The sequence below is a fragment of the Desulfocucumis palustris genome (assembly GCF_002933875.1).
GTDB classification, from domain to species: Bacteria; Bacillota; Desulfotomaculia; order Desulfotomaculales; family Desulfocucumaceae; genus Desulfocucumis; species Desulfocucumis palustris.
In genome coordinates, this window is the sequence record NZ_BFAV01000141.1 from 59,271 (window position 1) to 82,046 (window position 22,776).

General features: G+C 46.8%; 26 protein-coding genes and 1 tRNA gene. 10 read left to right on the plus strand and 17 right to left on the minus strand.

Annotated elements, in window-relative coordinates; translation table 11 throughout:
• Positions 1 to 203: 203 nt before the first annotated feature.
• The 5 genes from DCCM_RS19505 to DCCM_RS12615 all read right to left on the minus strand — a co-directional run bounded on the left by DCCM_RS19505 (position 204) and on the right by DCCM_RS12615 (position 6,516).
• A complete protein-coding gene (locus DCCM_RS19505) occupies positions 204 to 2,597 on the minus strand; it encodes an FAD-dependent oxidoreductase (protein ID WP_104372746.1) in 2,394 nt (797 codons plus the stop codon).
• A 2-nt stretch (positions 2,598 to 2,599) separates the two neighbouring features.
• Entirely contained in the window at positions 2,600 to 2,944 is a 345-nt protein-coding gene (locus DCCM_RS12600; protein ID WP_104372747.1) for a 4Fe-4S dicluster domain-containing protein, read from the minus strand.
• Positions 2,945 to 3,035: 91 nt separating this feature from the next.
• Positions 3,036 to 4,814: an adenylyl-sulfate reductase subunit alpha gene (locus tag DCCM_RS12605; RefSeq protein ID WP_104372748.1), complete on the minus strand. Its 1,779-nt coding sequence runs from the start codon at positions 4,812 to 4,814 to the stop codon at positions 3,036 to 3,038.
• Between the two features lie 471 nt (positions 4,815 to 5,285).
• A complete protein-coding gene (locus DCCM_RS12610) occupies positions 5,286 to 6,023 on the minus strand; it encodes a YkgJ family cysteine cluster protein (protein ID WP_104372749.1) in 738 nt (245 codons plus the stop codon).
• A gap of 85 nt (positions 6,024 to 6,108) precedes the next feature.
• On the minus strand, positions 6,109 to 6,516 hold the full coding sequence (locus DCCM_RS12615; RefSeq protein ID WP_104372750.1) for a hypothetical protein: 408 nt from the start codon (positions 6,514 to 6,516) through the stop codon (positions 6,109 to 6,111).
• A 177-nt stretch (positions 6,517 to 6,693) separates the two neighbouring features.
• Here DCCM_RS12615 and DCCM_RS12620 point away from each other — a divergent pair, with 177 nt between their 5' ends.
• Complete coding sequence (locus DCCM_RS12620) at positions 6,694 to 6,909, plus strand: hypothetical protein (protein ID WP_104372751.1); 216 nt, start codon at positions 6,694 to 6,696, stop codon at positions 6,907 to 6,909.
• A gap of 108 nt (positions 6,910 to 7,017) precedes the next feature.
• On the opposite strand, the gene DCCM_RS12625 is transcribed toward DCCM_RS12620, so the two are convergent.
• A complete protein-coding gene (locus DCCM_RS12625) occupies positions 7,018 to 7,395 on the minus strand; it encodes a NifB/NifX family molybdenum-iron cluster-binding protein (protein WP_104372752.1) in 378 nt (125 codons plus the stop codon).
• Between the two features lie 352 nt (positions 7,396 to 7,747).
• Between DCCM_RS12625 and yyaC the strand changes: the two genes are divergently transcribed.
• Positions 7,748 to 8,302 carry a spore protease YyaC gene (gene yyaC, locus DCCM_RS12630; protein WP_165792145.1) on the plus strand — a complete coding sequence of 185 codons (555 nt, stop codon included), beginning with the start codon at positions 7,748 to 7,750 and terminating at the stop codon, positions 8,300 to 8,302.
• 113 nt (positions 8,303 to 8,415) lie between these two features.
• On the opposite strand, the gene DCCM_RS12635 is transcribed toward yyaC, so the two are convergent.
• The gene (locus DCCM_RS12635) at positions 8,416 to 8,685 is read right to left on the minus strand and encodes a hypothetical protein (protein WP_104372754.1); all 270 of its coding nucleotides are present in this window, start codon (positions 8,683 to 8,685) and stop codon (positions 8,416 to 8,418) included.
• A 210-nt stretch (positions 8,686 to 8,895) separates the two neighbouring features.
• Here DCCM_RS12635 and DCCM_RS18685 point away from each other — a divergent pair, with 210 nt between their 5' ends.
• Positions 8,896 to 9,039 carry a hypothetical protein gene (locus DCCM_RS18685; protein ID WP_165792146.1) on the plus strand — a complete coding sequence of 48 codons (144 nt, stop codon included), beginning with the start codon at positions 8,896 to 8,898 and terminating at the stop codon, positions 9,037 to 9,039.
• A 131-nt stretch (positions 9,040 to 9,170) separates the two neighbouring features.
• Here the strand turns inward: DCCM_RS18685 and DCCM_RS19510 are convergent, their stop codons facing one another.
• Positions 9,171 to 9,296, minus strand: coding sequence for a hypothetical protein (locus tag DCCM_RS19510; protein ID WP_269433753.1), 126 nt, complete (start codon positions 9,294 to 9,296; stop codon positions 9,171 to 9,173).
• Positions 9,297 to 10,650: 1,354 nt separating this feature from the next.
• On the opposite strand from DCCM_RS19510, the gene DCCM_RS12645 reads away from it, so the two are divergent.
• The 5 genes from DCCM_RS12645 (at position 10,651) to DCCM_RS12665 (ending at position 13,091) form a co-directional block, all read left to right on the plus strand.
• Positions 10,651 to 10,800 carry an aspartyl-phosphate phosphatase Spo0E family protein gene (locus tag DCCM_RS12645; protein ID WP_104372756.1) on the plus strand — a complete coding sequence of 50 codons (150 nt, stop codon included), beginning with the start codon at positions 10,651 to 10,653 and terminating at the stop codon, positions 10,798 to 10,800.
• Between the two features lie 392 nt (positions 10,801 to 11,192).
• Positions 11,193 to 11,714, plus strand: a complete 522-nt coding sequence (locus DCCM_RS12650) for a tyrosinase family protein (RefSeq protein WP_104372757.1) — start codon at positions 11,193 to 11,195, stop codon at positions 11,712 to 11,714.
• A 715-nt stretch (positions 11,715 to 12,429) separates the two neighbouring features.
• Positions 12,430 to 12,660, plus strand: coding sequence for a helix-turn-helix domain-containing protein (locus DCCM_RS12655; protein WP_104372758.1), 231 nt, complete (start codon positions 12,430 to 12,432; stop codon positions 12,658 to 12,660).
• On the plus strand, positions 12,644 to 12,751 hold the full coding sequence (locus DCCM_RS19600; protein WP_307718816.1) for a type II toxin-antitoxin system HicB family antitoxin: 108 nt from the start codon (positions 12,644 to 12,646) through the stop codon (positions 12,749 to 12,751). Before DCCM_RS12655 ends, DCCM_RS19600 begins: the two co-directional genes overlap by 17 nt.
• A 190-nt stretch (positions 12,752 to 12,941) precedes the next feature.
• Positions 12,942 to 13,091: a type II toxin-antitoxin system HicA family toxin gene (locus DCCM_RS12665; protein WP_231702768.1), complete on the plus strand. Its 150-nt coding sequence runs from the start codon at positions 12,942 to 12,944 to the stop codon at positions 13,089 to 13,091.
• Between the two features lie 456 nt (positions 13,092 to 13,547).
• On the opposite strand, the gene DCCM_RS12670 is transcribed toward DCCM_RS12665, so the two are convergent.
• A tRNA-Thr gene (locus tag DCCM_RS12670) sits at positions 13,548 to 13,622 on the minus strand.
• 206 nt (positions 13,623 to 13,828) lie between these two features.
• Positions 13,829 to 14,137 carry a hypothetical protein gene (locus tag DCCM_RS12675; protein WP_104372759.1) on the minus strand — a complete coding sequence of 103 codons (309 nt, stop codon included), beginning with the start codon at positions 14,135 to 14,137 and terminating at the stop codon, positions 13,829 to 13,831.
• Between the two features lie 116 nt (positions 14,138 to 14,253).
• On the opposite strand from DCCM_RS12675, the gene DCCM_RS12680 reads away from it, so the two are divergent.
• Entirely contained in the window at positions 14,254 to 14,832 is a 579-nt protein-coding gene (locus DCCM_RS12680; RefSeq protein ID WP_104372760.1) for a hypothetical protein, read from the plus strand.
• A 24-nt stretch (positions 14,833 to 14,856) separates the two neighbouring features.
• On the opposite strand, the gene DCCM_RS12685 is transcribed toward DCCM_RS12680, so the two are convergent.
• The 3 genes from DCCM_RS12685 to cysK form a co-directional block, all read right to left on the minus strand.
• Positions 14,857 to 15,399 carry a methylated-DNA--[protein]-cysteine S-methyltransferase gene (locus DCCM_RS12685; protein WP_104372761.1) on the minus strand — a complete coding sequence of 181 codons (543 nt, stop codon included), beginning with the start codon at positions 15,397 to 15,399 and terminating at the stop codon, positions 14,857 to 14,859.
• Positions 15,400 to 15,425: 26 nt separating this feature from the next.
• The gene (locus tag DCCM_RS12690; protein WP_104372762.1) at positions 15,426 to 16,325 is read right to left on the minus strand and encodes a DMT family transporter; all 900 of its coding nucleotides are present in this window, start codon (positions 16,323 to 16,325) and stop codon (positions 15,426 to 15,428) included.
• A 242-nt stretch (positions 16,326 to 16,567) separates the two neighbouring features.
• Positions 16,568 to 17,491 (minus strand): cysteine synthase A, encoded by a 924-nt coding sequence (gene cysK / locus DCCM_RS12695; RefSeq protein WP_104372763.1) that lies wholly within the window; start codon positions 17,489 to 17,491, stop codon positions 16,568 to 16,570.
• Between the two features lie 273 nt (positions 17,492 to 17,764).
• On the opposite strand from cysK, the gene DCCM_RS19515 reads away from it, so the two are divergent.
• Positions 17,765 to 17,887 carry a sporulation protein YjcZ gene (locus DCCM_RS19515; RefSeq protein WP_193872606.1) on the plus strand — a complete coding sequence of 41 codons (123 nt, stop codon included), beginning with the start codon at positions 17,765 to 17,767 and terminating at the stop codon, positions 17,885 to 17,887.
• Positions 17,888 to 18,226: 339 nt separating this feature from the next.
• Here the strand turns inward: DCCM_RS19515 and DCCM_RS12700 are convergent, their stop codons facing one another.
• From DCCM_RS12700 to groES, 4 genes are all read right to left on the minus strand, one after another.
• The gene (locus DCCM_RS12700; RefSeq protein ID WP_104372764.1) at positions 18,227 to 18,760 is read right to left on the minus strand and encodes a type II toxin-antitoxin system antitoxin SocA domain-containing protein; all 534 of its coding nucleotides are present in this window, start codon (positions 18,758 to 18,760) and stop codon (positions 18,227 to 18,229) included.
• A 22-nt stretch (positions 18,761 to 18,782) separates the two neighbouring features.
• Positions 18,783 to 20,060 (minus strand): HD domain-containing protein, encoded by a 1,278-nt coding sequence (locus DCCM_RS12705; protein WP_104372807.1) that lies wholly within the window; start codon positions 20,058 to 20,060, stop codon positions 18,783 to 18,785.
• A 700-nt stretch (positions 20,061 to 20,760) separates the two neighbouring features.
• Entirely contained in the window at positions 20,761 to 22,404 is a 1,644-nt protein-coding gene (groL, locus tag DCCM_RS12715; protein ID WP_104372766.1) for a chaperonin GroEL, read from the minus strand.
• A 41-nt stretch (positions 22,405 to 22,445) separates the two neighbouring features.
• Positions 22,446 to 22,733: a co-chaperone GroES gene (groES, locus tag DCCM_RS12720; protein WP_104372767.1), complete on the minus strand. Its 288-nt coding sequence runs from the start codon at positions 22,731 to 22,733 to the stop codon at positions 22,446 to 22,448.
• Positions 22,734 to 22,776: the final 43 nt, after the last annotated feature.

Below are 22,776 nucleotides of genomic sequence, written 5' to 3' on the forward strand. Positions count from 1 at the left end.
TGTAGTCTTCGACACCAATATGTGAACATCCTTTTTTTTTGTCCTTCCAAAATTCAGAAATCAAAACAAAAAATACAACAAAAATCGATTTCCGGCTGTTTTCAGTAATTACACCGGATATAGACTATTATAGCCGGTATACCGTATACTGTACAGTGATTTGTAAAAAAAATAACTAGCTCCCGGGCCGGAACTTTTTGTAATCAATTTATTTTCTTAAAGGGACTTGGCCCCATTTTCTTCAGTCTTTCAACGAAATCCCTGGCATGCCCGGCGAACTTTTCCGCGTCCCGCACGCCCAGCCTGACAAAATCAACCCTTTCAGGCTCGATCATTATATCCCTCAGGGTTAATTTTATGTTGGCAACCCTTTCTTCAGTACGGTCGGCTCCATGAATATAATGACATTCCCCGTGACGGCACCCGGCCAGAATAAACCCGTCTATACCCTCCGGCAAACCGTCCTGGATCAAAACCATGTTACAGGAGCCCGCGCATCTGACAGGTATCACGTGCACCCCGGAGGGATATTCCAGGCCCATGCGTCCGGCCAGCAGCACGGCCTGATAGGCGTCATTCTCACATACGAAGGCTACCACATGGGGCTCTCCGGGCTCCGTCTCCTTTACCCTGGCGGTAACCGTGCCCACCAGTTCCTGGACGGAGAAGCCCTGGGCGGAAATGCACTGCCTGGGACAGGCCCCCACACAGGTAAGACAGGTTTTACAGTAAAGCGGATCCGGCGCGGGATAGCCGTCATTGTCAAAATACCAGACGCCGTAAGGACATTCTTCCATGCAGCGCTTGCATTTGTCGCAGCCGGCCTTGTCCACCTGGGGCACCATGGGCGACACCTCCACCCGCTCTCCGGAGGTTTTGAATATTTTACAGGCCGCGGCCAGGGCACCCCGCACGGTATTGGCCATATCCATGGGCTCCTGGCAGGTGCCTGCCGGATATATCCCCTGGGCCGGCGACTCCAGGGGGAAGCACTGCCTGTGCCCCACGAAAAACCCCCGCCGGTCCAGGAGACCGGCTTCCTCCGGGTTACCCCGGCTCTCCCCCGCCTGCCCGTGGCTTAAATGATTTAGAATAGGCTGAGGTATACCGCACGGCTTCATCCCTGCGGCCAGAACAACCAGATCGGCGCTTATTTTAAGGGTTCTGCCCATCAGGGTATCCTCGCCCACAACCATTAATCCGGCCGCCCCGGGCTCGGCATATACCTGGGCCGGGCTGCTGCGGACGAAAACCACTCCGGCCTCCTGGGCCCTGGAGTAAAGCTCCTCATAATCGCCATAGACCCTGATATCAATATAGAAAACATAAACCTTGATACGGGAATTCAGCAGTTTAATGTTAATAGCCTGTTTTAGGGTGGCGGCGCAGCATATGGTTGAGCACCAGCCCTGATAATTAATGTCCCGGCTGCCCGCGCACTGGATGAATACAACATTTTCGGGCTCCCTGCCGCTTTCCGGACAAACAAGTCTGCCCCCGGCGGGCCCGTCCGGCGACATTATTCGCTCCATTTGCACATTGGTAAGCACGTTGGCGTAACGCCCGAACCCCAGGCGGGAAATTTTTTCCGCCTCAAAGGGCTGCCAGCCCGTGGCCAGGACTATACTTCCGAATTTAACCGTGCTGCTCGCCGGCTCTCTTTCCAGAGCTATGGCCCCGGCGGGGCATATATCCGCGCAAAGGCTGCAGCCGGGCAAACAGTTCTCCCTGTTGATAACATACGAACCCACCTGGTCCAGGGGGCGGGGAGGCGTTACCGCTTTACGGGTAACAACTCCGAAGTTATACTCATCCGGCAAAATCACCGGGCAAATTTGTTCACATTTGCCGCAAAGGTTGCATTTTTCCGGGTCCACCGTCCGGGGGCGGCTTGAAAGCCCGGCCTCAAACCTCCCGGCGCTGCCTTTCAGTCCGCTGATTTCGGTAAAGGGCATTATTTTTATCCCGGGATTATCCTTTAGCCGGTTCACAAGAAAAGTAACCCCGCACCTGGAATCGCACATACGGGGAAAAACCTTGTCAAATTGGCCGGCCCGTCCTCCCAGATAAGATTCTTTTTCTATCAGGGTGACATTTAGACCTGCTTCAGCCAGCTCGTTGGCAGAACTCAAACCGGCCAGCCCTCCGCCGATAACCAGCACGTCCCTGTTCCCTGTGGCATAAACAGGCTTATAAGGCTCAGCCAGCCTGGCCCGGGCGTTCCACATTTTTATCAGGTTGACCGCCTTGGCCGTGGCTCCTCCGGGGTTGTTCCCGTGCGGGAAGGCGCAGCCTTCCCTGATATCCAGGCGCAGAACCATTTCCGGCGCCAGTCCCGCTTCGGCGGCCACGCTGTTGAAGACATCCCTGCATTCCGACTCCGGGCAGCCCGCAATGATAACGCAGTCCAGGGCGTTTTGGGAGATTGCGCTCCTGACCGCGCCGGTCCCCCCGGACCCGCACAGCCTCGGATGAAACACCTTGGCCCCAATCCTCTTCTTAACCTTTGCCAGTCCCGCCTCCACCCCTGCCATATCCACCACGCCGGATATGAGGCCGTCACAGCCGCAGACAAATATTCCTATATTACCGGCCAAGTTTAATCCTCATCCTCATCATCAGAACTGACCAGGGTTTTCATCACGAAACGCTCCACCCGGCCATGGCAGTCTATGGATGTCCAGGTTACGCTGTTGGTGCCCACCAGGGGGATAAGTTTACCGGGGAAATAGGCTATCTGGTATTGCAACATAGTCTGTATGGCCTGACGGGGACAGGCCTTTGTGCAGGTCATGCAATCCCAGCAATCACCGGGTTCCCGGCAGTATGCCTTTTTAGTTTCTTTCTCCAGGGTCATCAGATTGCCAGGGCAGACTTGCTCGCAAAGCGGTTCGCTTTCCCCCTGACAACCGTCGCATTTGGTGGGATCTACCTTGGGGGGCATTCCGGCTCCTCCTTTCAGCGGTTAGGGAACACACCTTCTGATGTTTCCTTAATGCTTTACCTTTTACAATTTCACGAAGGAATGTCCACGGCTATATGCTCTGCTTCCTGCGATCCCCGGGAACTATTTGTTCGTAAGGAACTTTAAAGCACACGACCTCATCGGTTTCAGAATCCCATTTTGAGTTTATAAAGCAGTCAAATTCCGGATTTGTATCGGGATAGTCTGTTCTGATTACATAGCCCGGGAATCTTGTTTCCTTGCGGTAGCTGATATGCTCAATAACCAGCTGGCATACATCCAGACGGTTGATTACATCCCAGGCCAGCTGCAAATCATGCAAATCCCTGGCGCAAAGATACTGCAGCTGATCATTGCGCATCCTTTTGATATGCCTGCGGGCAATGTTCAGGTAAGGCTCGCTGACAAAATACCAGCGGGTACGTCCGCCGCAGTATTCTTCCATTATCTTTTGCATGCGGTCTTCCATTTGTTTGGGGAATATTCCGCTCATCAGGGTGCTGTCGCTCCAAAGCCCTTCCTTGGACCTCTCCAGGTAATTTTTAAGAGGTCCGAAGGTGCGCTCCTCCAATGAGTCTATCATCGCCGGCTCCAGTTCAGACAGCTGGTAATTATTGTCCTTTATGGCCCGGGCCATGTTCCGGCCGGTAATCCTGCCGCAGGTCCAGGTGCCTGATATAAACCGGCTGGGAGCTCCACCCAGGGCATCGCCGGAAACATACAGACAGTTTACCGTTGTTTCCCTGCTGGTATCCCTGGTCCAGGCGCCGGCCATTCCCGCGTGCGCCCCCACAATGTTGGGGTCGCCGCCGTCTATTTCCACAGGCTCCTTGGAAGGATCGATATCATTGCATCCCCAGTAAAGCACCAGGCAGGGGCTCATATCCAGATACTGGCCTTTTATACCGGTAACCTTGGCGGGATCGCCCTTGGTTGTATCCATGAAAATAGGCCCTCTGTGGGCAAGGGTTTCCCTCTGGAAACCGTACGCCCTGATCGGGGTGGGCGCGGTATGGCCTCCCAGCTGAACGTAATGCGGGTCTTCGGTCATGAATGTCTGTCCAAGGGAGTTGACCATGGGGGCGCCCATGCCGATGGACAGAGTTCCGGTGGGGGAATATGTGTCTTTGGTTCTCACCGGCACAAAACGAACCTCAAAGGTGGTCATTTCCGCGCCTGCCCGTTTGCACATGGCGTAAGAGCTTCCGGCATTGAAGGGGAAATACCATATTCTGTGGTGCGCCTCGCCGTGGTTGTTGGGCCGCCACAATCCCGCCGCGCCACCGGAGCATACCATGGTAACCTTGCCCCGGCAAACATAAAATTTCCCGTCCCTTACACCGAATCCCACAGCACCGATACAGGTGTTATCCTTTATTATCAATTCGGTAATGTATACCCTGTTATAAATTTCAGCCCTGGCTTCAATGGCCTTAGAAGCGGTAATAGGTTTAAGAAGGGAGCCGTTAATCTCTATATTCCACTTGCCCCTGTTTAAATAACGGCCATCTTCCTTCTTCTTCATGGGCAACCCGGATTGCTCCATTATTGCCACGGTATCGTTAACCTCATTTGCCACCGACAGGAGAATATCTTCACGGATGGGTGCGCCGCACATGTCATAGCGGGCATAAGAAACGTAATCCTCCGGCTTGCCCTGGTTGATATACATGTTCAAGGCGTTCATTCCGGCTGAAAGACATCCGCTGTGTCGTATAAAAGCTTTCTCAACTATTACTATCTTGAGATCGTCACCGCCCGTACGGCGAGCTTCCCAGGCTGCCATGCATCCTGCCGTACCGCCCCCGAGAATGAGCACATCGGCATCAATATATACCCTATCAGCCACGTTGTCACCCTCCTGTTTTTTATTCCCACAAACCAATCAGTTTTAACTGATAACCAGCTGTTAACCGGAAATAAAATATAAACTTTTTCAACAACGGACACTGATACTCCTTCTTACACACCTGGCCGGTTTATCTAAAACCTTTCATAATTAACTTTCTTTTAAAAAACATATCCCAAATTATGGCAAATAATTGGCGCCAGAGGGGTAGTGAAGTATTTTACTAAACTAAAAACATATATACTATTTTTAAATTATACTTTTGTTAAAAATATACCATGTATATAGATGTATAACAAGACAAACAGATACCGGAGATAGTTTCTGCGCGCCCAAACCCTTTGCCGGGATTTATGAACGCCTCGGCACTGCTTGAAATTCAGGGCCGGATGTCGCGGAACAGAAATAATATGGAAACAATTAAAGGAGATCCGGAGATCTCCTTTAATTGTTTCCTATAAATTAAAGATATCAGATGGCATAGGAACGGTATTTTTCCACGTAGCCGTTCAGCAAAACACTACTCCCGCTGTCCAGGTACTCCTTCATAATCCTGTGCCTTCTGGCTCTGGCGCCCTCTCCCAGAACGGTCAGCGCCAGATGAGTGGGGAAAGGCACAAAGGTGTACTCGCTGTCAACAATCTCCATGGGAAACAAACCGGACTCCAGCCTGGCCACGTCGGCAATGGAAATCTCCAGCAGTTCCGGCATTATCTTTTTGCCGCCGACCACCTTAACCCTGCCGCAACGGGGCAGTTGATAGTTAACCACTTCATCCGGAAGAATTATATCATATTCCTTTTTATACCTTTCAGCCAGCCTTAGCATCTCTTCCCTGGCGTCCCGCACGTCCCCCTTGTCAAAAAGGCCGTACCCCCTGCAGGTAAATGGACGGACGGGATATACCAGGCAAGTGTTTTCCTCCGGGTCCACAAAGGGACATTTGCTGTTGATATCCACCAGTTCAAGAAAATAGAACTTTATGCACCGTTCAATAATATCGGGTATCTTGTCCGACAAATTGTTTTTCATATAATTAAACATGTTTAAAAACTCAATTACATAAGCGGGAGAAGGCACCGTGCAGCAGGTGGAGCATTTCTCACAGGTGGTTTCCGGCAAGCGCTGGTAAACCCGCTGGAGCTCTCCCAGCAATCCATGCTTTTCAACGTAGCTCAATTGTGTATATATTTTATCCAGACTTAACATAAACTACCACTCCCATCCCAATATTTTTAATACCCGGACATAAGGCCTGCAAGAAAGCGGCAGTCCTTATGTCCGTTTTTTACGGCTACCAATCAAAGGATATGAAATCCCTTATCTGGCCCGGAGTCATGGATGCCCCTTGCAATTCCCCCTTATCATCCAGCCCTGACGCGGCAACTATCAACTCTATAGGCTGACCGTCCTCATAAAGGCCCAGCAGCACCTCCAAATGCTTGCCGCTTATTCCCCGGACTTCAAAGCCCTCCACATGCTCCGACAGTTGACGGGCGGCCCAATCCGCCATTTTTTTCTGAGGGAACAGCATTAACATTGTTTTTCCAAACCTATTGCCCATACTGTGATAATTTCCGGTATTCCTTCCGTCCTTAATTTCCATCAAGGCCCAAAAGGGTTCCCCCGGTGTCGATTCACCAGGAAGCACAGTGTCAATATTTTCGGTATATTTTAATATAATTTTTTTCCATGGGGACATGACCTCACCCCGGGTTGTTTTAATGACACCTTAAAGAATTATAACAAAGCGGAATATTCATAACAATGGTAGGTTTATTATGGTTGTCCATATTTTATAATTAGTATAATATTAAAAAATAGCAACCGGTATTTTTGTTACACCCCTTAAACAATTTTTTTAACAGAGGCTTTTTGAATGCTTTATCTGAGTCTGTTGTTCATACTGGCAGGAACAGCCGTAATACTGACGGCTGTTGTGACAATAACCTGGCACCTGTTGTCCGGGAGTGAAAAAATCAGCTGGCTTCAGCCGGGAACCTGGCCTGACAGCATTATCAACTGGTTAAAGATAACCGGCCTGGGTATACTGTCCATAACCTTTGGCATGCTTTGGGCAGTTCTGGGGACATAAAGGAATGTCCCCGGGTTTTTGCCGGAAAATACACCTTTTTTGATGCTTATGGCAATAGAAAACCTCCGGCCACAAAGGCTGCCGGAGGTTTTAACACGCTTCTTTAGTTTAACCGTGGTGATGACCGTGCCCATGGTCATGACCGTGACCATGATGGTTGCATACCACCCGGCGGGAAACCAATTCCCCCCTGGCAAAAGCCTCAACTGCCTCCTTGATGTCCCCGGCAGCCCCTGTAATAACATTGAATCCCTTTTGTTCCAATGCCTCCAGGGCGTATGGACCAATACCCCCCAGAATAACGGATTCCACATTTTCATTTTTTAGCAGGTCCGCAAGTCCTGAGTGATTATGCTGCAGGGTTTGCGCGGATACGGTTTTCTGACCCGACATTTTCTGTCCCTCCACGTCACAAATCACAAATTCCTTGCTCTGTCCAAAATGCTGGTTGATTTTTCCATTGTCATTGGGTACGGCTATTTTCACAATTATCACTCCCTCAAATGTTTGATGTTGGTTATGGTCATTGTTTCGTATCTATATTATGCCCTGCCTTATATAATGTCAACAGGTAATTAACCCTAATAAATAAAACATTATATGAATTAAGAGGGCGGCACTCCCTTTTACTTAATAACAATTATTTATGGTTTATTCAACACAATGTTTCTTCTTACCATGTCGTCTAATACAAATAGAACCTTACAATTAGTATATACTGCCGTATAACTGTCAAAATGCCGGGGAAATTAATGAAGCCGGCATTACACCAATCTCCTTTTTTCTTCCGGGACTTCTGAGATAATATGCATAAATTTTGACCCGGAGGAGATTAACTTTGCCGGCTAATGATAAATATCTGTTTTGTAAACACTTTGAAGAAAAATTTCTGTTCAGCAGTCTGACAAATATATTTACTAATGAACTTTCCTGCCAAAGGGAGATTGTATTTTTATGCATAGGTATCGACCGTTCCGCCGGAGACTGTTTCGGTCCCCTAACCGGAACACTGTTAAAGCAGCTGATGGTGCCCAATGTTGTCGGCACACTGGAAAAACCGGTTCATGCCAAAAATCTTCTGGAAACATACGATAAAATAGAAAAGGAGTGTTTTGTGGTGGCCATTGATGCTTCCCTGGGAAGCATCAATGATCTGGGGCATCTGGTTATCAAAAAGGGGCCGATATTTCCCGGCAAGGCCATGGGAGTGGATTTGCCGGCCGTGGGCGAGCTATCAATTATTCTCAACGTAAATATTGGAGGAATAGCAAATTATCTTCTATTGCAAAATTCAAGTTTATATATGGTATGGAAAGGGGCCACGGCGGTGGCCAGATCGATCTCCACCGCACTGTACATGCTTAAAAAGGAACGTCTGAGGGCCGCCACCTGATTCCCGGCCTTCAAGGACGGGGCCGGCTGTTGGCGAACTCAAGACAGCGGCACACCTTACCGTATTGTGTGAACTACCCCACCCTTCGCTCTCGCTTCGCCGGTAAGGAAGGCTCAGAATGGAGACCTCCCGGCCCTCTTATCATTTTTCACGAAGGAATGTCCCCGGCTAAGAATGAAGGGATCCTCTCCTCTACCCCCATTTACAAATTTACACCGCGCATTCCGGCAGACCATCAAATTTCCCTCCCTGGCGGTCCTGCAGGCATATTTTTGCCTGGCGGCGGCAGTCCTGCCCGGACCTGGCGCCGTCTCCCTCACCTGTATGGTAGCCTCGCAGTCAATAAATTTGCAGTACCTTTGAATGGATTTGTAAAACCGCACCTTATACCCCCCTATAACTCCCGGTGTTTCTTGATTAATTTAACATATTAAAGCTACAGTCACTTTTCAAATATTGCTACAATTTTTTTTAAATTGCGGTTTTATACTATTTTTTTACCTGAGACGGCTTGGAAAGGAAATAAAACCAGTAATTTTGCAATGATTCCGGATGGATAATGCCATATACTTTTTGTACGGGGGTGATTCAATTTGAAGCCGGTTGATATAATTGAAGATTTGTTGGGCAGCATTGTTAATCTGGTTTCAAAGATGTTCCAAATTAGCTTTGAGCCCGTTAAGGTAGTCAAAATTCCGGAACTTGACAAGCCGGAAGTTCGAAAAACCGTATATTAGTTTTTACAATAACTCCGGCTTTACGCCGGTTTTTTTATCTGTTGGAATTGAAGGCATTTAAACTTTCCCGCCGGGAAGTCCCCACAACTTTAACCGTCCTTACTCGCGAAGCGAGAGCGAAGGGGGGTAGTTCACTCATTTGTAATGATGCCAAAATAATCAAGCAAACATTTTAGACATAGCCGCACCCCATCGTCAATTATTCCCGCATGGGTTCCGTCCAGGTCGGCCAGGCAATTAAAGCATCTGCAAGGCATACCGCACACCCCCGAAATTTTTATGTTATGATATATGCCAATGAATAATCACATGTCATATTTTCCTGCCGTAAAGTCGATAACAGCCCCCCGGCAGCTATTGGCTCCGGGTACTAAAGACCGGATACAATTAAACGGATGCCGGGAATCCTGGTTCAATATACGTGAGCCCTGGGTTCAAAAGGAATTGTTCCCCCTGGCGAGCCTTTATTAGGGCGAACTTAATAATTCGGGGACATTCCTCATCCCAGAGCCGGATTCACAATAGAGGTGCGCCCCTTTTCCTTATTACGGCCTGTTTATCCCCGGCCTACAGGGGGCCGGCTGTTAGCGGGATAAATAAACCCTCAAGCAACCTTCACAGACTTTATTAATGAACAGCCGCACATTTTTATATGCCTGCCCCGAAAGAATCGCATACAAACGGGTCCTTCCCCTTCCCACCGTTTACGATTTTACACCGCTTCATCCTGCAGATTAGTAAATTTCCATCCCTTGCCGTCTGGCAGTTGTACTTGGTTTTATTTCTTTTTGTCTCCTTTGTCCGCACCTTTACACCCTGGTTTAAAATATAACAGTGCCTTAATTCTGTGGTATTATACATATTCATTAAAATCACCCTGTCCTCGCTTGTAAATATTTAACATTAAATGTTGTGTTATGTTACTTGTTGTAAAATTCATATCATATTTTGGCATAACTTTTTATCCTTCGGTGGAATGATTTTTATTGTTATTGGGTGGAGAATAATAATCCTACCAAGGCACATGAAAAAACACAATTCCCAAATGTCCCCGGGTTTGAGAATTGTGTTTGTTAATTATTATTTAATTTTAAGTATTATTTTTTGTCGGCTCCATAATAACCGCCGTAAAACGGCATTGAAAATACCAGCAGAATCAGAATCAAAAACAGAATAAAGCTTCCGTCAAAATAAGGATATCCGCCGCCCATCAATTAAACCTCCTCATTTTGAAAATTTTTAAGACAAACCGGCTAAATTATTTCTGGTCGGCACCGTAATAACCTCCGAACGGCATTGAGAAAACCAGAAGAATAAGAATGAGGAAAATAATAAAGCTGCCCCCGCCATATCCACCAAATCCGTAGCCCATTAATCCTGCCCCCTTTCATAAAAAGGTTATCTACACTGCCAATATATTCATGAGTTGATAAAAGTGTTAACCACCGCCGATAAAAAACAAACCGGAAGCCCAAACTAATTTAGTTGGGAATCACTTTTAATTTTTCCTAATTTTCAATATTATTTTTCTTGTGCAAATATTATCCACCCAACAGGAATCAACACGATTCGCCAAGAATGTATCCCGCATATAAAAAATGAGGTAAAACCATGTCCAGCGCTGAATTATTTTTTGAAATTGAACGCCTCAGGGCGCATATGTATTCCCTGTCTGATTTTAACGCGGACTATTCCGAGCTGTTAAAGGTAAGTCAGGAACTTGACCGGCTGATAATTTTATATTATAAAGCTCTCTCCTGAATTACCCGAAAACCGCCTCTGGCTTCCCGGTGCGTCACGCCTCCATATCAACGTTGAAGTGAGCATCTGCAACCGGGGCCCCTTTCCCGCACAAAAGCCGGCCGGGCCTAAAACCCGCCTGCCCACGGCAAATCCCCCCGCTCTTCATCTTCTTTCACCGGGATTATTAAAAACATTGCTAATTTTATGGACCGTACGGCCCCTTTTTCTAAAGGCGCACAAAGCATTCTCCCATATCACCCTGTCCGGCCGCGCCTTTTCCATATACTTATTCCGAGCCGTCCTAACATTTCCACCACCACAACACCATAAGTCCGGTGGTTTTTTTGTGTGTATCACAACCATTGTTAACATTTCATATAAAATATAAAAACAAAACCAGGAGGTTAACAATGGCTAGACCCAGCCTAAATGATTTAAATGAAAATGACAGGGCTTTGTTGGCGGAAGAAATTCAGAGATATGTCACACCGGATATAGTTGATATACACTGGAATGCAGTCCTGTCCGGCGCTCATAACGACCCGGCGATGTTCTTAAGCTTTCACAGGGATTATATTAGCGGCTTGGAAAACTTTCTATCAGACCGGGGATACACTCAATTTGTGCCGCTACCGGCATGGAACCCCAAAAATCCAATTCCTGAGGAATTTAATATTCCCGACGCCGGACCGGGGAGGCTACAAAACCTAAACCCTGATATAAGTTTCTCGCCGGAGTTTGACCGGGAAAATTTAAATGCCTTTGGCACTGAGGAAGAACTGGGAGAAGCCCTTATGACCAGACACAACCTGGTTCACGCAAGAATTGGCGGCATAATGAACAGCATGCGGCTTGCACCGTTAGCCCCCATTTTTTGGCCCTTTCACGGTTTCATTGATGGCATATGGCAGGATTGGCAAGATCTGCAGTAAGAATATTTTTATGTTAACCAAGAGGCTTATTCCTTTATTAATTTGGCGCATAGATAAAACCCATCACGACGATTAATATTTTATATATTACTGCTTCTTAAATGAATCGCATATGATATAGTGTAGTGGGGAGTATCTCTCAACGGCTTGCCGGCGGTCTCCCCAATCATCATACGGGAATTCCGCCCCGGCAGCGGTTATTCCCAATATTTTGGAGGTGCAATATGTTTACAAAACACTGGATGCTCAGAGAAACAGCCCATTGTAAAGAAGGTTGCCTAATTCCGTCCCGGGCAAGACGTTAAACTGCCCAAACAATATCGGTCAATGTTGTGGACCCGGCCCCTCACCGGAGCCCGGCAATATTTCCCCAACATTCCTTTTATATTTGAACGGTGGCTCTAAACTTAAATGAATTATGTTATGAAGATGCAAAAAATCGACCTCCGGGCAAAACCCCGGAGGCCTTCTTGTTATTGGAGCTGAAGATGGGATTCGAATTCACGCCGTCCGCATTACCCTGGAGCGGTTCGGGCCTTTGAAACATTCCCGATTATCATAGAAACTTTATTTGCCAATAGAAACCCCTCCCATATCTACAATATAGCATAGATATTATACAATATATAATAGATTGGTCAACGCATTTATATATAAATTCTTTGACATGTCGTAGATTTTATTTATTATATATAGAAGGGGGAGGTGTAATGTCATGCCATTTTCATTTAACCCACTTTGGAAGATGCTTATAGATAAGGGAATGACCAAAGAGAAACTTAGGATTGCCTTAGGGTTATCACCTTCAACAATTGCTAAAATGGGACGGGGCGAATATGTTTCTCTTGAAGTAATAGAAAAAATATGTCGACATTTTGACTGCCAGCCCGGAGACTTGTTTGAATATATCAATGAGGAGGCTCCCGCCAATGCAACGCAGGTTTAAGGTTGTTCTGGATAAAAACGAAAGCGGAGGGTTTACGGTAACGGTTCCGGCTTTGCCAGGTTGTATCACCCAGGGGAGAAATAGAGAATAAGCTTTAGAACGTGTCCGGGAAGCAATTGAGGGCTTCTTAGAGGCATTAGAAATTGAAGGGCTACCTATTCCTGAGGGCGATGTGGATATTGAAGAAGTCCAGGTAAGTTATGGATTATGACAAGGTTACCAAGAGTTTACGGTAAAGATGTGGTCAATGCCCTTAAACGGGTGGGTTTAAATTATCTCATATAAGGGGTAGCCATCATTATTTACGCCGCCCTGGAAGCAGCCTTGTCAGTGTCCCGGTTCATGCCGGTGAAATGATTGACCAAAAAACCCTTAAATCTATTTTGGACCAAGCCGGCCTTACCGTTCAGGAATTAATTGAATTGCTCTAAGCCCCGCTCCACCCCGGCCACAGTGCCGCTTCGCTTCTACTGTCCCCCAATAATGACATTAACAATAATCTTTGTTTCACTCTTAACCGCCAATTGGAGGATATAATTGTGTATCTTTAATCACTGAAAAAATTCTGCACCGGGTATTTGTAGCAATAGGTTCCTATACCTCCTCGGCCCCGACCGGCGAAGGTGGAACTTCAGCCATCGGCCATGTTCAGCAAAGCGGACCAGGGATGATAATAACATTGTTGGTGTCTAGCTGGCCGGGTACATAGCCCCAGGCAGCAGGAAAAGGGCAGGCTTAACAACCTGTTTTTTGTTTTTGTTGGGTACTGTCTTATATTTTGGGGTATGGTTTTGATGGGATTCACACCAAATTCACACCTTTTTCGCCGGTGTTCTACCGCAAATAGTAAAGCCAGCATCCCAATCCCTTGGGAATACTGGCTTTCTTGGAGCTGGAGATGGGATTTGAACCCACGACCTGCGCATTACGAGTGCGCTGCTCTACCCCTGAGCCACTCCAGCTTATATTTATCGGATCTTCCTTACCGTTACCCTGGCTTTGACGCATATCTATGTTAAGGTATTTTGCCACCGTTGTCAAGACGGGTACAGGCACCGGAACACGCCGGCGTAGAAAACCGTAGCCTTTTCCATCCGGCACTAATATTAGTATATGTACATAAAATATTAAAAACAACAAAAAAGCCCTTTAAGGGGCTTTAGTTAAATTATTGCAGGACAGCGTATATTGCCTTCTCGTTTGGCTCGTATTTAGCTTCAAACTTTCCTTTTTTGGTGATGCCGAAATGATTAAAAAATCCCTTGCCAAACACTTTTGTTTTCTTCATTTCAATTCCGCCTTCAGCCACAGCCTGAATCCTTATCGTATGAGTATCCCGGTCAAAAGCCAGCTCTATTCTGTTGCTGTCGAGTCTTTGCCTGGCCACGTTATTTAACACTATTGATGATTTGGAAATGGAAACCACCGGCACCCTTTCCATTCTTTCTCCACGGGGTTTATATACTTCAAATGCCACAGAATGCACCTCCTTTTACAAATATTATTACCACATCACCATAATTAACATACGCTCCCGAAAACATTTTTATTCGCAAATATTCATTTTTGTATTAAGTAACGGGGGTTAAAACTATGACTTTCCAGTACCAGTACGGTGACGTTATTCTGGCGCACGGTGATAATATATTTTCTGAAGCCATTCAAAATTTCACCGGCAGTTTTTATTCTCATGCGGCCATGTGCGTTAACAATGGAAAGGTTATTGAAATGCTGCATGACGGCTTTAATTATAACAATAACGGCTACATTAACGGTGCCAGAGCTTTCATGGTTATCCGGCACCGGCGCCTCTACTATTCTCCGTACCCGGAAATTCAAAGATTAATTATAAAAATGCGGAATTACGTTGAATTTTTAAGAAAAAACCCGCCCAAATATGATTATTTTGAAATCATCAGGCAGGCAGTCGAGCTATTGAAATCTAAGGGGAATGTTTTTTTTAGAAACGGGGAGGATTTTAGCGTCAGCGAACTGATGGAAACCGGCAGAAGGCTGATTTGCTCGGCTTTAATCGACTCGGTTTATGAAAAAACCGGCATTGACCTTTTTCCAGGCCGGGAGCCTTACAGCATAACCCCGGCCGACATAGCGGAGCTGGCCTATGGGCCCAACTCCGTATTCATCGTAATCCAGCGTTATATGCCCAGGTAAATCCGGGGATTTATTTATGATGAGTTAATATTTAAACCTCTCTATTGCCAGTAGCCTTTGCTTCCACTCAAGACCGCCTCCAAAACCTCCCAGGGTGCGGTCATTTCTGATTACCCTGTGGCAGGGCACCACCAACAATATTTTATTGGAGCCCAGAGCCCCGCCCACCGCCCTGGCCCCCCCGGGAGTACCGGCCAGAATCGCCGTCTCCCCGTAGGATCTGACCTCCCCCCAGGGTATCTCCTTTACCAGGGATAAAATCCTTTTTCTGAAGGGCGTGCAGTAACTCCAATCCACCGGGAGGGTAAACTCCGTGGGCTCACCGGAAAAATACCGCTCCATTTCCAGCTTAATTCTCTTTGCCAATCCGTCATCCTCCGCCTCTTTTATATCGCGGGGAATTTTGTGGCAAAGCTCCAGCAGTTCCGCGTCAAGCTTGCCATGGGCGCCGGCAATTGTCTCCTCCGGCAAAGTCAAAGCAACCAGCCCTTTCTCCGTCCAGGCCGCCCCCATGAATCCGGCGCGGGTTTCGATATAGGCCTTCTCCATACTGTTAATAACAATCACCCTCTTTTTTGGATTAACTTTTTTAGCTACCGGGAAGCCCCGGACGTACTGCTGATAAACAGCGCCAGTCCCAATAATATGGACAGCCCGCCAATCAGTTGCAGCATTCCTGGAACCTGGCCGAAAATGAAGAAGGCCAGTATGGTGGCGCCCACCGGCTCACCCAATATACTCACCGAAACAACCGCTGCTTTAACATAGCGCAGCGCCCAGTTAAACACCGTATGGCCCATTATGGTGGGAATCAGGGCCAGGGCCGCAAACCACAACCAGGTCATGGCCGGATAGGGGCCCAGGGGGTCACTATAAACAGCCGCGTTCCCCAAAAACAGTAAGGCGGCAGTTGCCGTGTAAACAACATATACGTATGGAATCAATTCCAGCCGGTTGCGCAACCCGCGGCCAATAAGCACATAACCGGCTACAAAAAACCCCCCGGCAAAGGCCAGCAAATCTCCCAGAAGGGCTTTCCCGCCAATCTGAAAGTCACCTATACCTATAAGCAGGCTTCCGGCCAGTGCCAGCACCGCTCCTCCGGCCCCCCGGGGAGCTATTTTTTCTCCATAAAACAGATAACCTCCGCTAATAACGAATAAAGGCTGAAGGGTAACCAGCACAGTTGAACTGGCTATGGAAGTATAGTTAAGGGAGGTAATCCAAAAGGAGAAATGCAAGGCCAGAAATACTCCGGCCAGACAGGCCAGCCCCAAATCCCCGCCTTTCATCTCTTTAATTTGCCTGATCCCGTTTTTTACGACAAAAGGAGTTAGTATCAGCACCGTAAACAACATGCGGTAAAAGGCGATAATTAGCGGTGGCGCGTCGGCAAGCTTGGTGAATATGGAAGAAAAGGCAGCCGCCAGCACCCCTGCCAGAATTGCCGCATAAGGGTTCACAGGAGGCCTGTTCAGGTCTGTATCATGCATTTTTAGTCAACAGGTCAATTTACTAAAACCGGATTATTACCAAAAAGGGCAAAAATTTAAAAAAATATCTACGCGGGTGTTTGCTTAATTTTAGAATAAGGTCCGGTCATATAACCTGTCCGCATGCTCCCTCCATTCTGAAATAGGTTTATAATTCCATGGCGGTTTTACCCCCGCCTCATAAAGATGAAATGTGCCGGGGAGCGCGCAAGGCGCAGGGCATGGGTCTCCTGCGCAAGAATTTAAATACTGAACAGTTCGGTGGAAAGATATCTTTCCCCTGTGTCGGGCAGCAGGGTCACAATCATTTTGCCCGCATTTTCGCTGCGGCGGGCCAACTGCAGGGCGGCGAAGGCCGCTGCCCCGGACGATATACCCACCAGCAGCCCCTCTTCCCGGGCTAGTCTGCGGGCAGAGCCCATGGCCTCAAAACCCCGTACCTTAATTATTTCGTCAATAATATTTGTTTTCAATATTTCCGGCACAAATCCGGCCCCTATACCCTGGATGGGGTGAGATCCGGGCTGCCCTCCGGACAGCACAGGTGAATCGGACGGCTCCACGGCCACAACCCGCACACCCGGCTTGCGGTTTTTTAAAAATTCACCCACTCCTGTTATGGTCCCGCCGGTTCCGACCCCGGCAACAAAAATGTCCACCAGCCCGTCCGTGTCCTCCCAAATTTCCGGTGCCGTGGCCAGATAATGGGCCTCCGGATTGGCGGGGTTGGAAAACTGCCCGGGAATAAAAGATTTGGGCAAAGCGGCCGCAAGCTCCTCGGCTTTCTTAATGGCCCCCCTCATTCCCTCCAGCCCCGGGGTCAATACCACCTCCGCGCCGTAAGACTTCAATAGTTTTATTCTTTCCACGCTCATCGTATCCGGCATGGTAAGAATTATCCTGTAGCCCCTGGAAGCGCAGACCATGGCCAGCCCAATTCCCGTGTTGCCGCTGGTGGGCTCTATAATCACCGTATCCCGCCGCACCAGCCCCTTCTCCTCGGCCCGGAGTATCATATTGCAGCCAATTCTATCCTTGACACTGCCGCCCGGGTTAAAATATTCCAGTTTGGCCGCAATCACGGCGCCGGCATCCCCGGCAAAATTATCAAGTCTTAATAATGGCGTTCCGCCCACCAGCTCCGTTACATGCTTATAGATTCTCATGGTCAACCTCTTTCAAAAAATGATTTATGTTTATTTAACTCATCTCAGTATTCCACAGAACAAAAAAGCCAGTCAAGTCATCCCTCTTGAAAAATGATAAGAAAATTGGAGCTTGATCAGGCCTGAAACCTCAGACTTCCCGGTTGCCACAAAGGGAGCGCGGGCACCTGCGGCACATATGGTTCCCATATAAATTAATTTATGGTAAAAGGAACCTTCTTTATATATCCACCATACTATACTAAGGCAACAAAATAAAAGGAGGTTTTTTATATGGGTTTCGGTTTTGGCGGTGAATACGGAGGCGGCGGATTCGGAGGCAGCTCTATTCTTTTCCTGATCTTGATTCTCCTGGTCTTTTCAATGCCTTTTGGCGGAGGCTACTATAAAAAGTAAATAAAAGCCCCTGGAGTAGGAGTAGTTCAAACCCCCTCCGGGGGTTTTTAATTTTATCTCTCCCAATCAACCAGCCACGACATCCAACTCTTAGGGTGGCACTGGGGCCGTCGTTTTTCGCTGGAATCGACGGTTTGTTATATTTGTTCCTTCTGCTGACATATTTGGCTTTTGTACTTTTGATGACAGCTTGGAGTTTGGTGGAACTCATGTGATTCATCTGAAAAGAATTCAGCGACATTAGGCAGTAGGGGGTGGTGTTCTGTTAGAGGCAAAGAAAAAACCTGCTCCTGGAGCAGAGTTTTATTTAACTTCTATCCATTAAACCTTCATAAGCAATTAATTTTTCACAAGATATTCATGGCTTACCAATGTCTTTATCGCATTTTGAATCTCATCTTCGGAAAATTTATCCCCTTTAATGCTTTCCACCCCAGTGACCACATCACTAATGAGTGCTCTATCCTCTTTTCTTTGAAGCTCTTTTACAACAAAGTGAACCGTTGAAAGTAATTCCAGCTCAAGAGGAGTTTTTGTGACAAAATTATCAATTACATACTTTAAAATAGTTTTTTCTTTTTCATTGATACATTTATCTTTATAATCATCTATGTATAAATCAATATATTCAGAAGGCTTTATTAAAAGAGAACTCCCATACTGCTCTCTTTTTACCACACCATCCAGCTCCAAAACTTGAATGTCATTTTCAAGTGTCTTACAGTATGGGCCATAATGGTGAATACCATATACATAACCAAAGTTAAAGCCACGTTCCTGCAAAAAATACACAATTTTTTGCATTGCTTTCTTCCCTGGATTTGCTTTTTCACATATGTTTTTTATAACGCAAGCAAGTTTCAAATTCCTCATTATTATCGCCCCTCAAGAATTATTATAAACCTAAAGCATCACGTTGCCTTTCCTCATATATTTTTTTGGCTTTATCATAAACATCTTTTTTTGCATATATACGGATAATATTAATTGGCTTTGTCAAATTCTTAATTATTTCAGATTCGTCGCTTAGAGATGTTGGTAAAGACGATATCTTTCTTATAATCGGTATAGCCTTTTCATCATCAACTTCTACTCTGGTAGGAATTTTATGTGGCAGTTTACTAGGTGAATCTATTATAATATTTTCCTTACCACATTCTCTTTCAATTTCCCGTCCTATCATATTGTATATTTTTTTATCTTTATCATCAGAATGCGGAGGTGATTCATCAACTATGCTAATCAAATCCCTATGAATAATTCTCTGAGCCCATTCGCTATTTTCCTTTTCTCTAACCATTAATTCCCAAACAATGTTGTCATTATACGACAAGAATTCATTAATGTCATCCGGATACGTCCCGTTAGGCAAAATTTCTTTTAAAAAGTTAGTTAACATAAGGTCATATAGCCTTCTCGTGCGGTGAAAGTAAACCTGGGTAAACATAAAATATCTAGCTAATATAAACGCCTCGGTTACATGCATTCCACCTTTATCAATAGCCAATCTTGGCCCATTTTGAAAATATATAGTCAATGATGAGATTAATCTATCAAGGTCATACTTACCGTAAGAAACCCCACAATATAATGAATCCCGGAGCAGATAATCCATTTTATCTACATCTAATTCACTATCCATAAATTTTTTTAAAAAAATTAAATTTTTATCTTTTACTCTTCCCTGGTAAATATCACAAATCAAATCAGGAGTAATATTATATTCTTGGCCATATTTTTTAGTATATATAACCCCGATTTCATTAATATATTCACCAATTATTGTTTCTTTAATTACTTTTTCCGTAAAATCTTCATGTTCCAGACCTACGGGTAAAACACCCTCTGAGGCATGCGAAAAAGGTGGGTGCCCCAAATCATGAGTTAAAGCAATTAATCTTAAGATTTGCCTGAACCAATCTTGTTGTTCAGGGGGAAAAATTACCTGGTGTTTTTTCAATACGTTATCGTATGCTATGGTGGCCAGATGCATTACACCTAACGAATGTCCAAATCTTGAATGCTCTGCGCCATGGTATACCAAATTAGTCAGTGCCAGTTGATGGATTTTTCTAAGCCTTTGAAACGGAAGGGTATTAACAATTTCTACCTCAAGAGGGTGCAGCTCAATAAACCCATGTACAGGATCTCTAAAACGTTCTATAGCTCCCATACCCAAAGCCCTTTCAGCATTAAAAATAAATAGCAATAGTTATTCTACCAAGTAACAAAAATTTCCTGCACATTTCATGGAATAATATATCATTTTTTGACGGCTTATTAATATTTTTAGTTCAACACCTCTCCGGCAACCGGCCAAGTCATCCCCGATAAGATCGCAATGCTTGGGAACCGGGGAGCGGAAAGAGATACCGGTCAGTACGGGACTAATAAAAATACCTTCTTGCAGCGGGTATTCTTTGAAGACAATTATAGCAAACATACGTTTGATCAGGCAAGAATAATAGATTCCCGGGTATTGTTCAGGGGGCATTAATTATTCAAAAAATATCCCCGGCCCGGAGCCTAAAAAGAAATACCGCTTTCATATAAAAAGCGGTATGGAAAAGAAGGGTTGTGATGAAGGAGGTTGTGTGAGTTTTTCCATCGTTATTATGATAACCCCTCAAGCTTAAAGCGACCTTAAAATTGTTTGTAAAAATAACAAAAATCCCCGGCCCTTGATTTATGAGCCGGGGGTATAATTATAATTTTGGCTGCCGGGGCAATGTGAAAAGAGGCCTCCCGCAAGTTCAGTGAACTCATGGGAAGCCTCCAATCCGCAACATCTTTTCTGCACCTGACCGGTCAAAATGTGGTCACAGCAGGTTTTTTACATCACAATACCATGTTCAGGGCTTTTGGGGCTTAACTTACATCATGCCGCCCATTCCGCCCATTCCGCCCATTCCACCCATGCCGCCCATGGGATCCTTATCCTTTTCGGGCTTATCAGCCACCAGGGTCTCGGTGGTAAGAATCATTGCCGCGATGCTGGCAGCGTTTTGCAGGGCAGAGCGGGTAACCTTGGCAGGGTCGACGATACCCGCGTTGATCATGTTGGTGTACTCTCCGGTTAAAGCGTTGAAGCCCACGCCGGGTTCGGCGTTACGGACTTTCTCCACCACCACGGAGCCTTCCATGCCCGCGTTGTTGGAAATCTGGCGCAGGGGTTCTTCCAGCGCCCGGCGGATTATATCCACACCGGTCTTCTCATCCAGGGAGTCGGTGGTGATGTCGCCCAGTGCGCCGATAGCCTGCACGTATGACACGCCGCCGCCGGATACAATTCCTTCCTCAACAGCGGCCCTGGTGGCATTAAGGGCATCCTCAATGCGGAGCTTCTTCTCTTTCATTTCAACTTCGGTGGCAGCGCCAACCTGAATCACCGCTACGCCGCCCGCCAGTTTGGCCAGGCGTTCCTGCAGCTTTTCACGGTCAAAATCGGAAGTGGTTTCTTCAATCTGCTTTTTAATTTGGGCAACCCGGGCGGTAATATTATCCTGGGAGCCGGCGCCTCCGACGATGATGGTTTCTTCCTTTTTAATCCGTACCTTGGAAGCGGTGCCCAGCATATCCAATGTTGCCTTGTCCAGCTTGAGGCCGATATCCTCGGTGATAACGGTGCCGCCGGTGAGGATGGCGATATCCTCCAGCATGGCCTTGCGGCGGTCGCCGAAACCGGGGGCCTTAACCGCGACACACTGGAAGGTGCCGCGCAGCTTATTCAGCACCAGGGTTGCCAGGGCCTCGCCTTCAACATCTTCGGCAATGATCAGCAGAGGTCTGCCGGACTGCACCACTTTTTCCAGAACGGGCAGCAGGTCTGCCACGGCGGAAATCTTTTTATCGGTAATAAGAACGTATGGATCGCTCAGATTTGCTTCCATTTTGTCGGTATCATTGATCATGTAAGCGGAGACATAACCCCGGTCGAAATTCATGCCTTCCACCACTTCCAGGGTGGTGCCTATGCCCTTGGACTCCTCAACGGTGATTACCCCATCCTTGCCCACCTTTTCCATGGCGTCGGCAATAAGCTCGCCGATGGAGGAATCGTTGGCGGAAATTGAAGCCACCTGGGAAATTGCGGATTTGCTTTCCACTGTCTTGGCCGCGCCTTTAATGGCGTCCACGGCCTTTTCCACGGCCTTCTCAATACCCTTTTTGATTATCATGGGATTGGCGCCGGCAGCCACGTTTTTAAGGCCTTCCCGCACGATGGCCTGGGCCAGCAGGGTGGCGGTGGTGGTGCCGTCTCCGGCCACATCGTTGGTTTTGGTGGCAACTTCCTTCACCAGTTGGGCACCCATATTTTCAAAGGGGTCGCTTAGTTCTATCTCCCTGGCAATGGTCACACCGTCGTTGGTGATCATCGGGGCGCCGAATTTTTTCTCCAAAACAACATTGCGGCCTTTGGGACCAAGGGTTACCTTAACGGCTTCCGCCAGGGCGTTTACGCCTCTTTCCAGGGAGCGCCGGGCATCTTCGCTGAAAATGATCTCTTTACCAGCCAATTTCATTTACCTCCTTATAAATGGGTTTAACGGATATTTTATTACTTCTCAATTACACCCAGAACGTCGGCTTCACGCAGGATCAGATATTCAACGTCGCTGATTTTCACCTCGTTGCCGGCATACTTGGAAAACAGCACCTTGTCGCCCACCTTCAAATCAATGGCAACCCTGGTACCGTTGTCCAGCAAACGACCGGAGCCAACGGCCACAACTTCACCCTCCTGGGGCTTTTCTTTCGCGGTATCCGGCAGTACAATACCGCTCTTGGTAACTTCTTCACTGGGCAGGGGCTTTACTACCACCCGTTCGCCTAATGGTCTGATCACAAGGAACCCTCCTTTAAGTATTTATTTATTATTATTTACCATC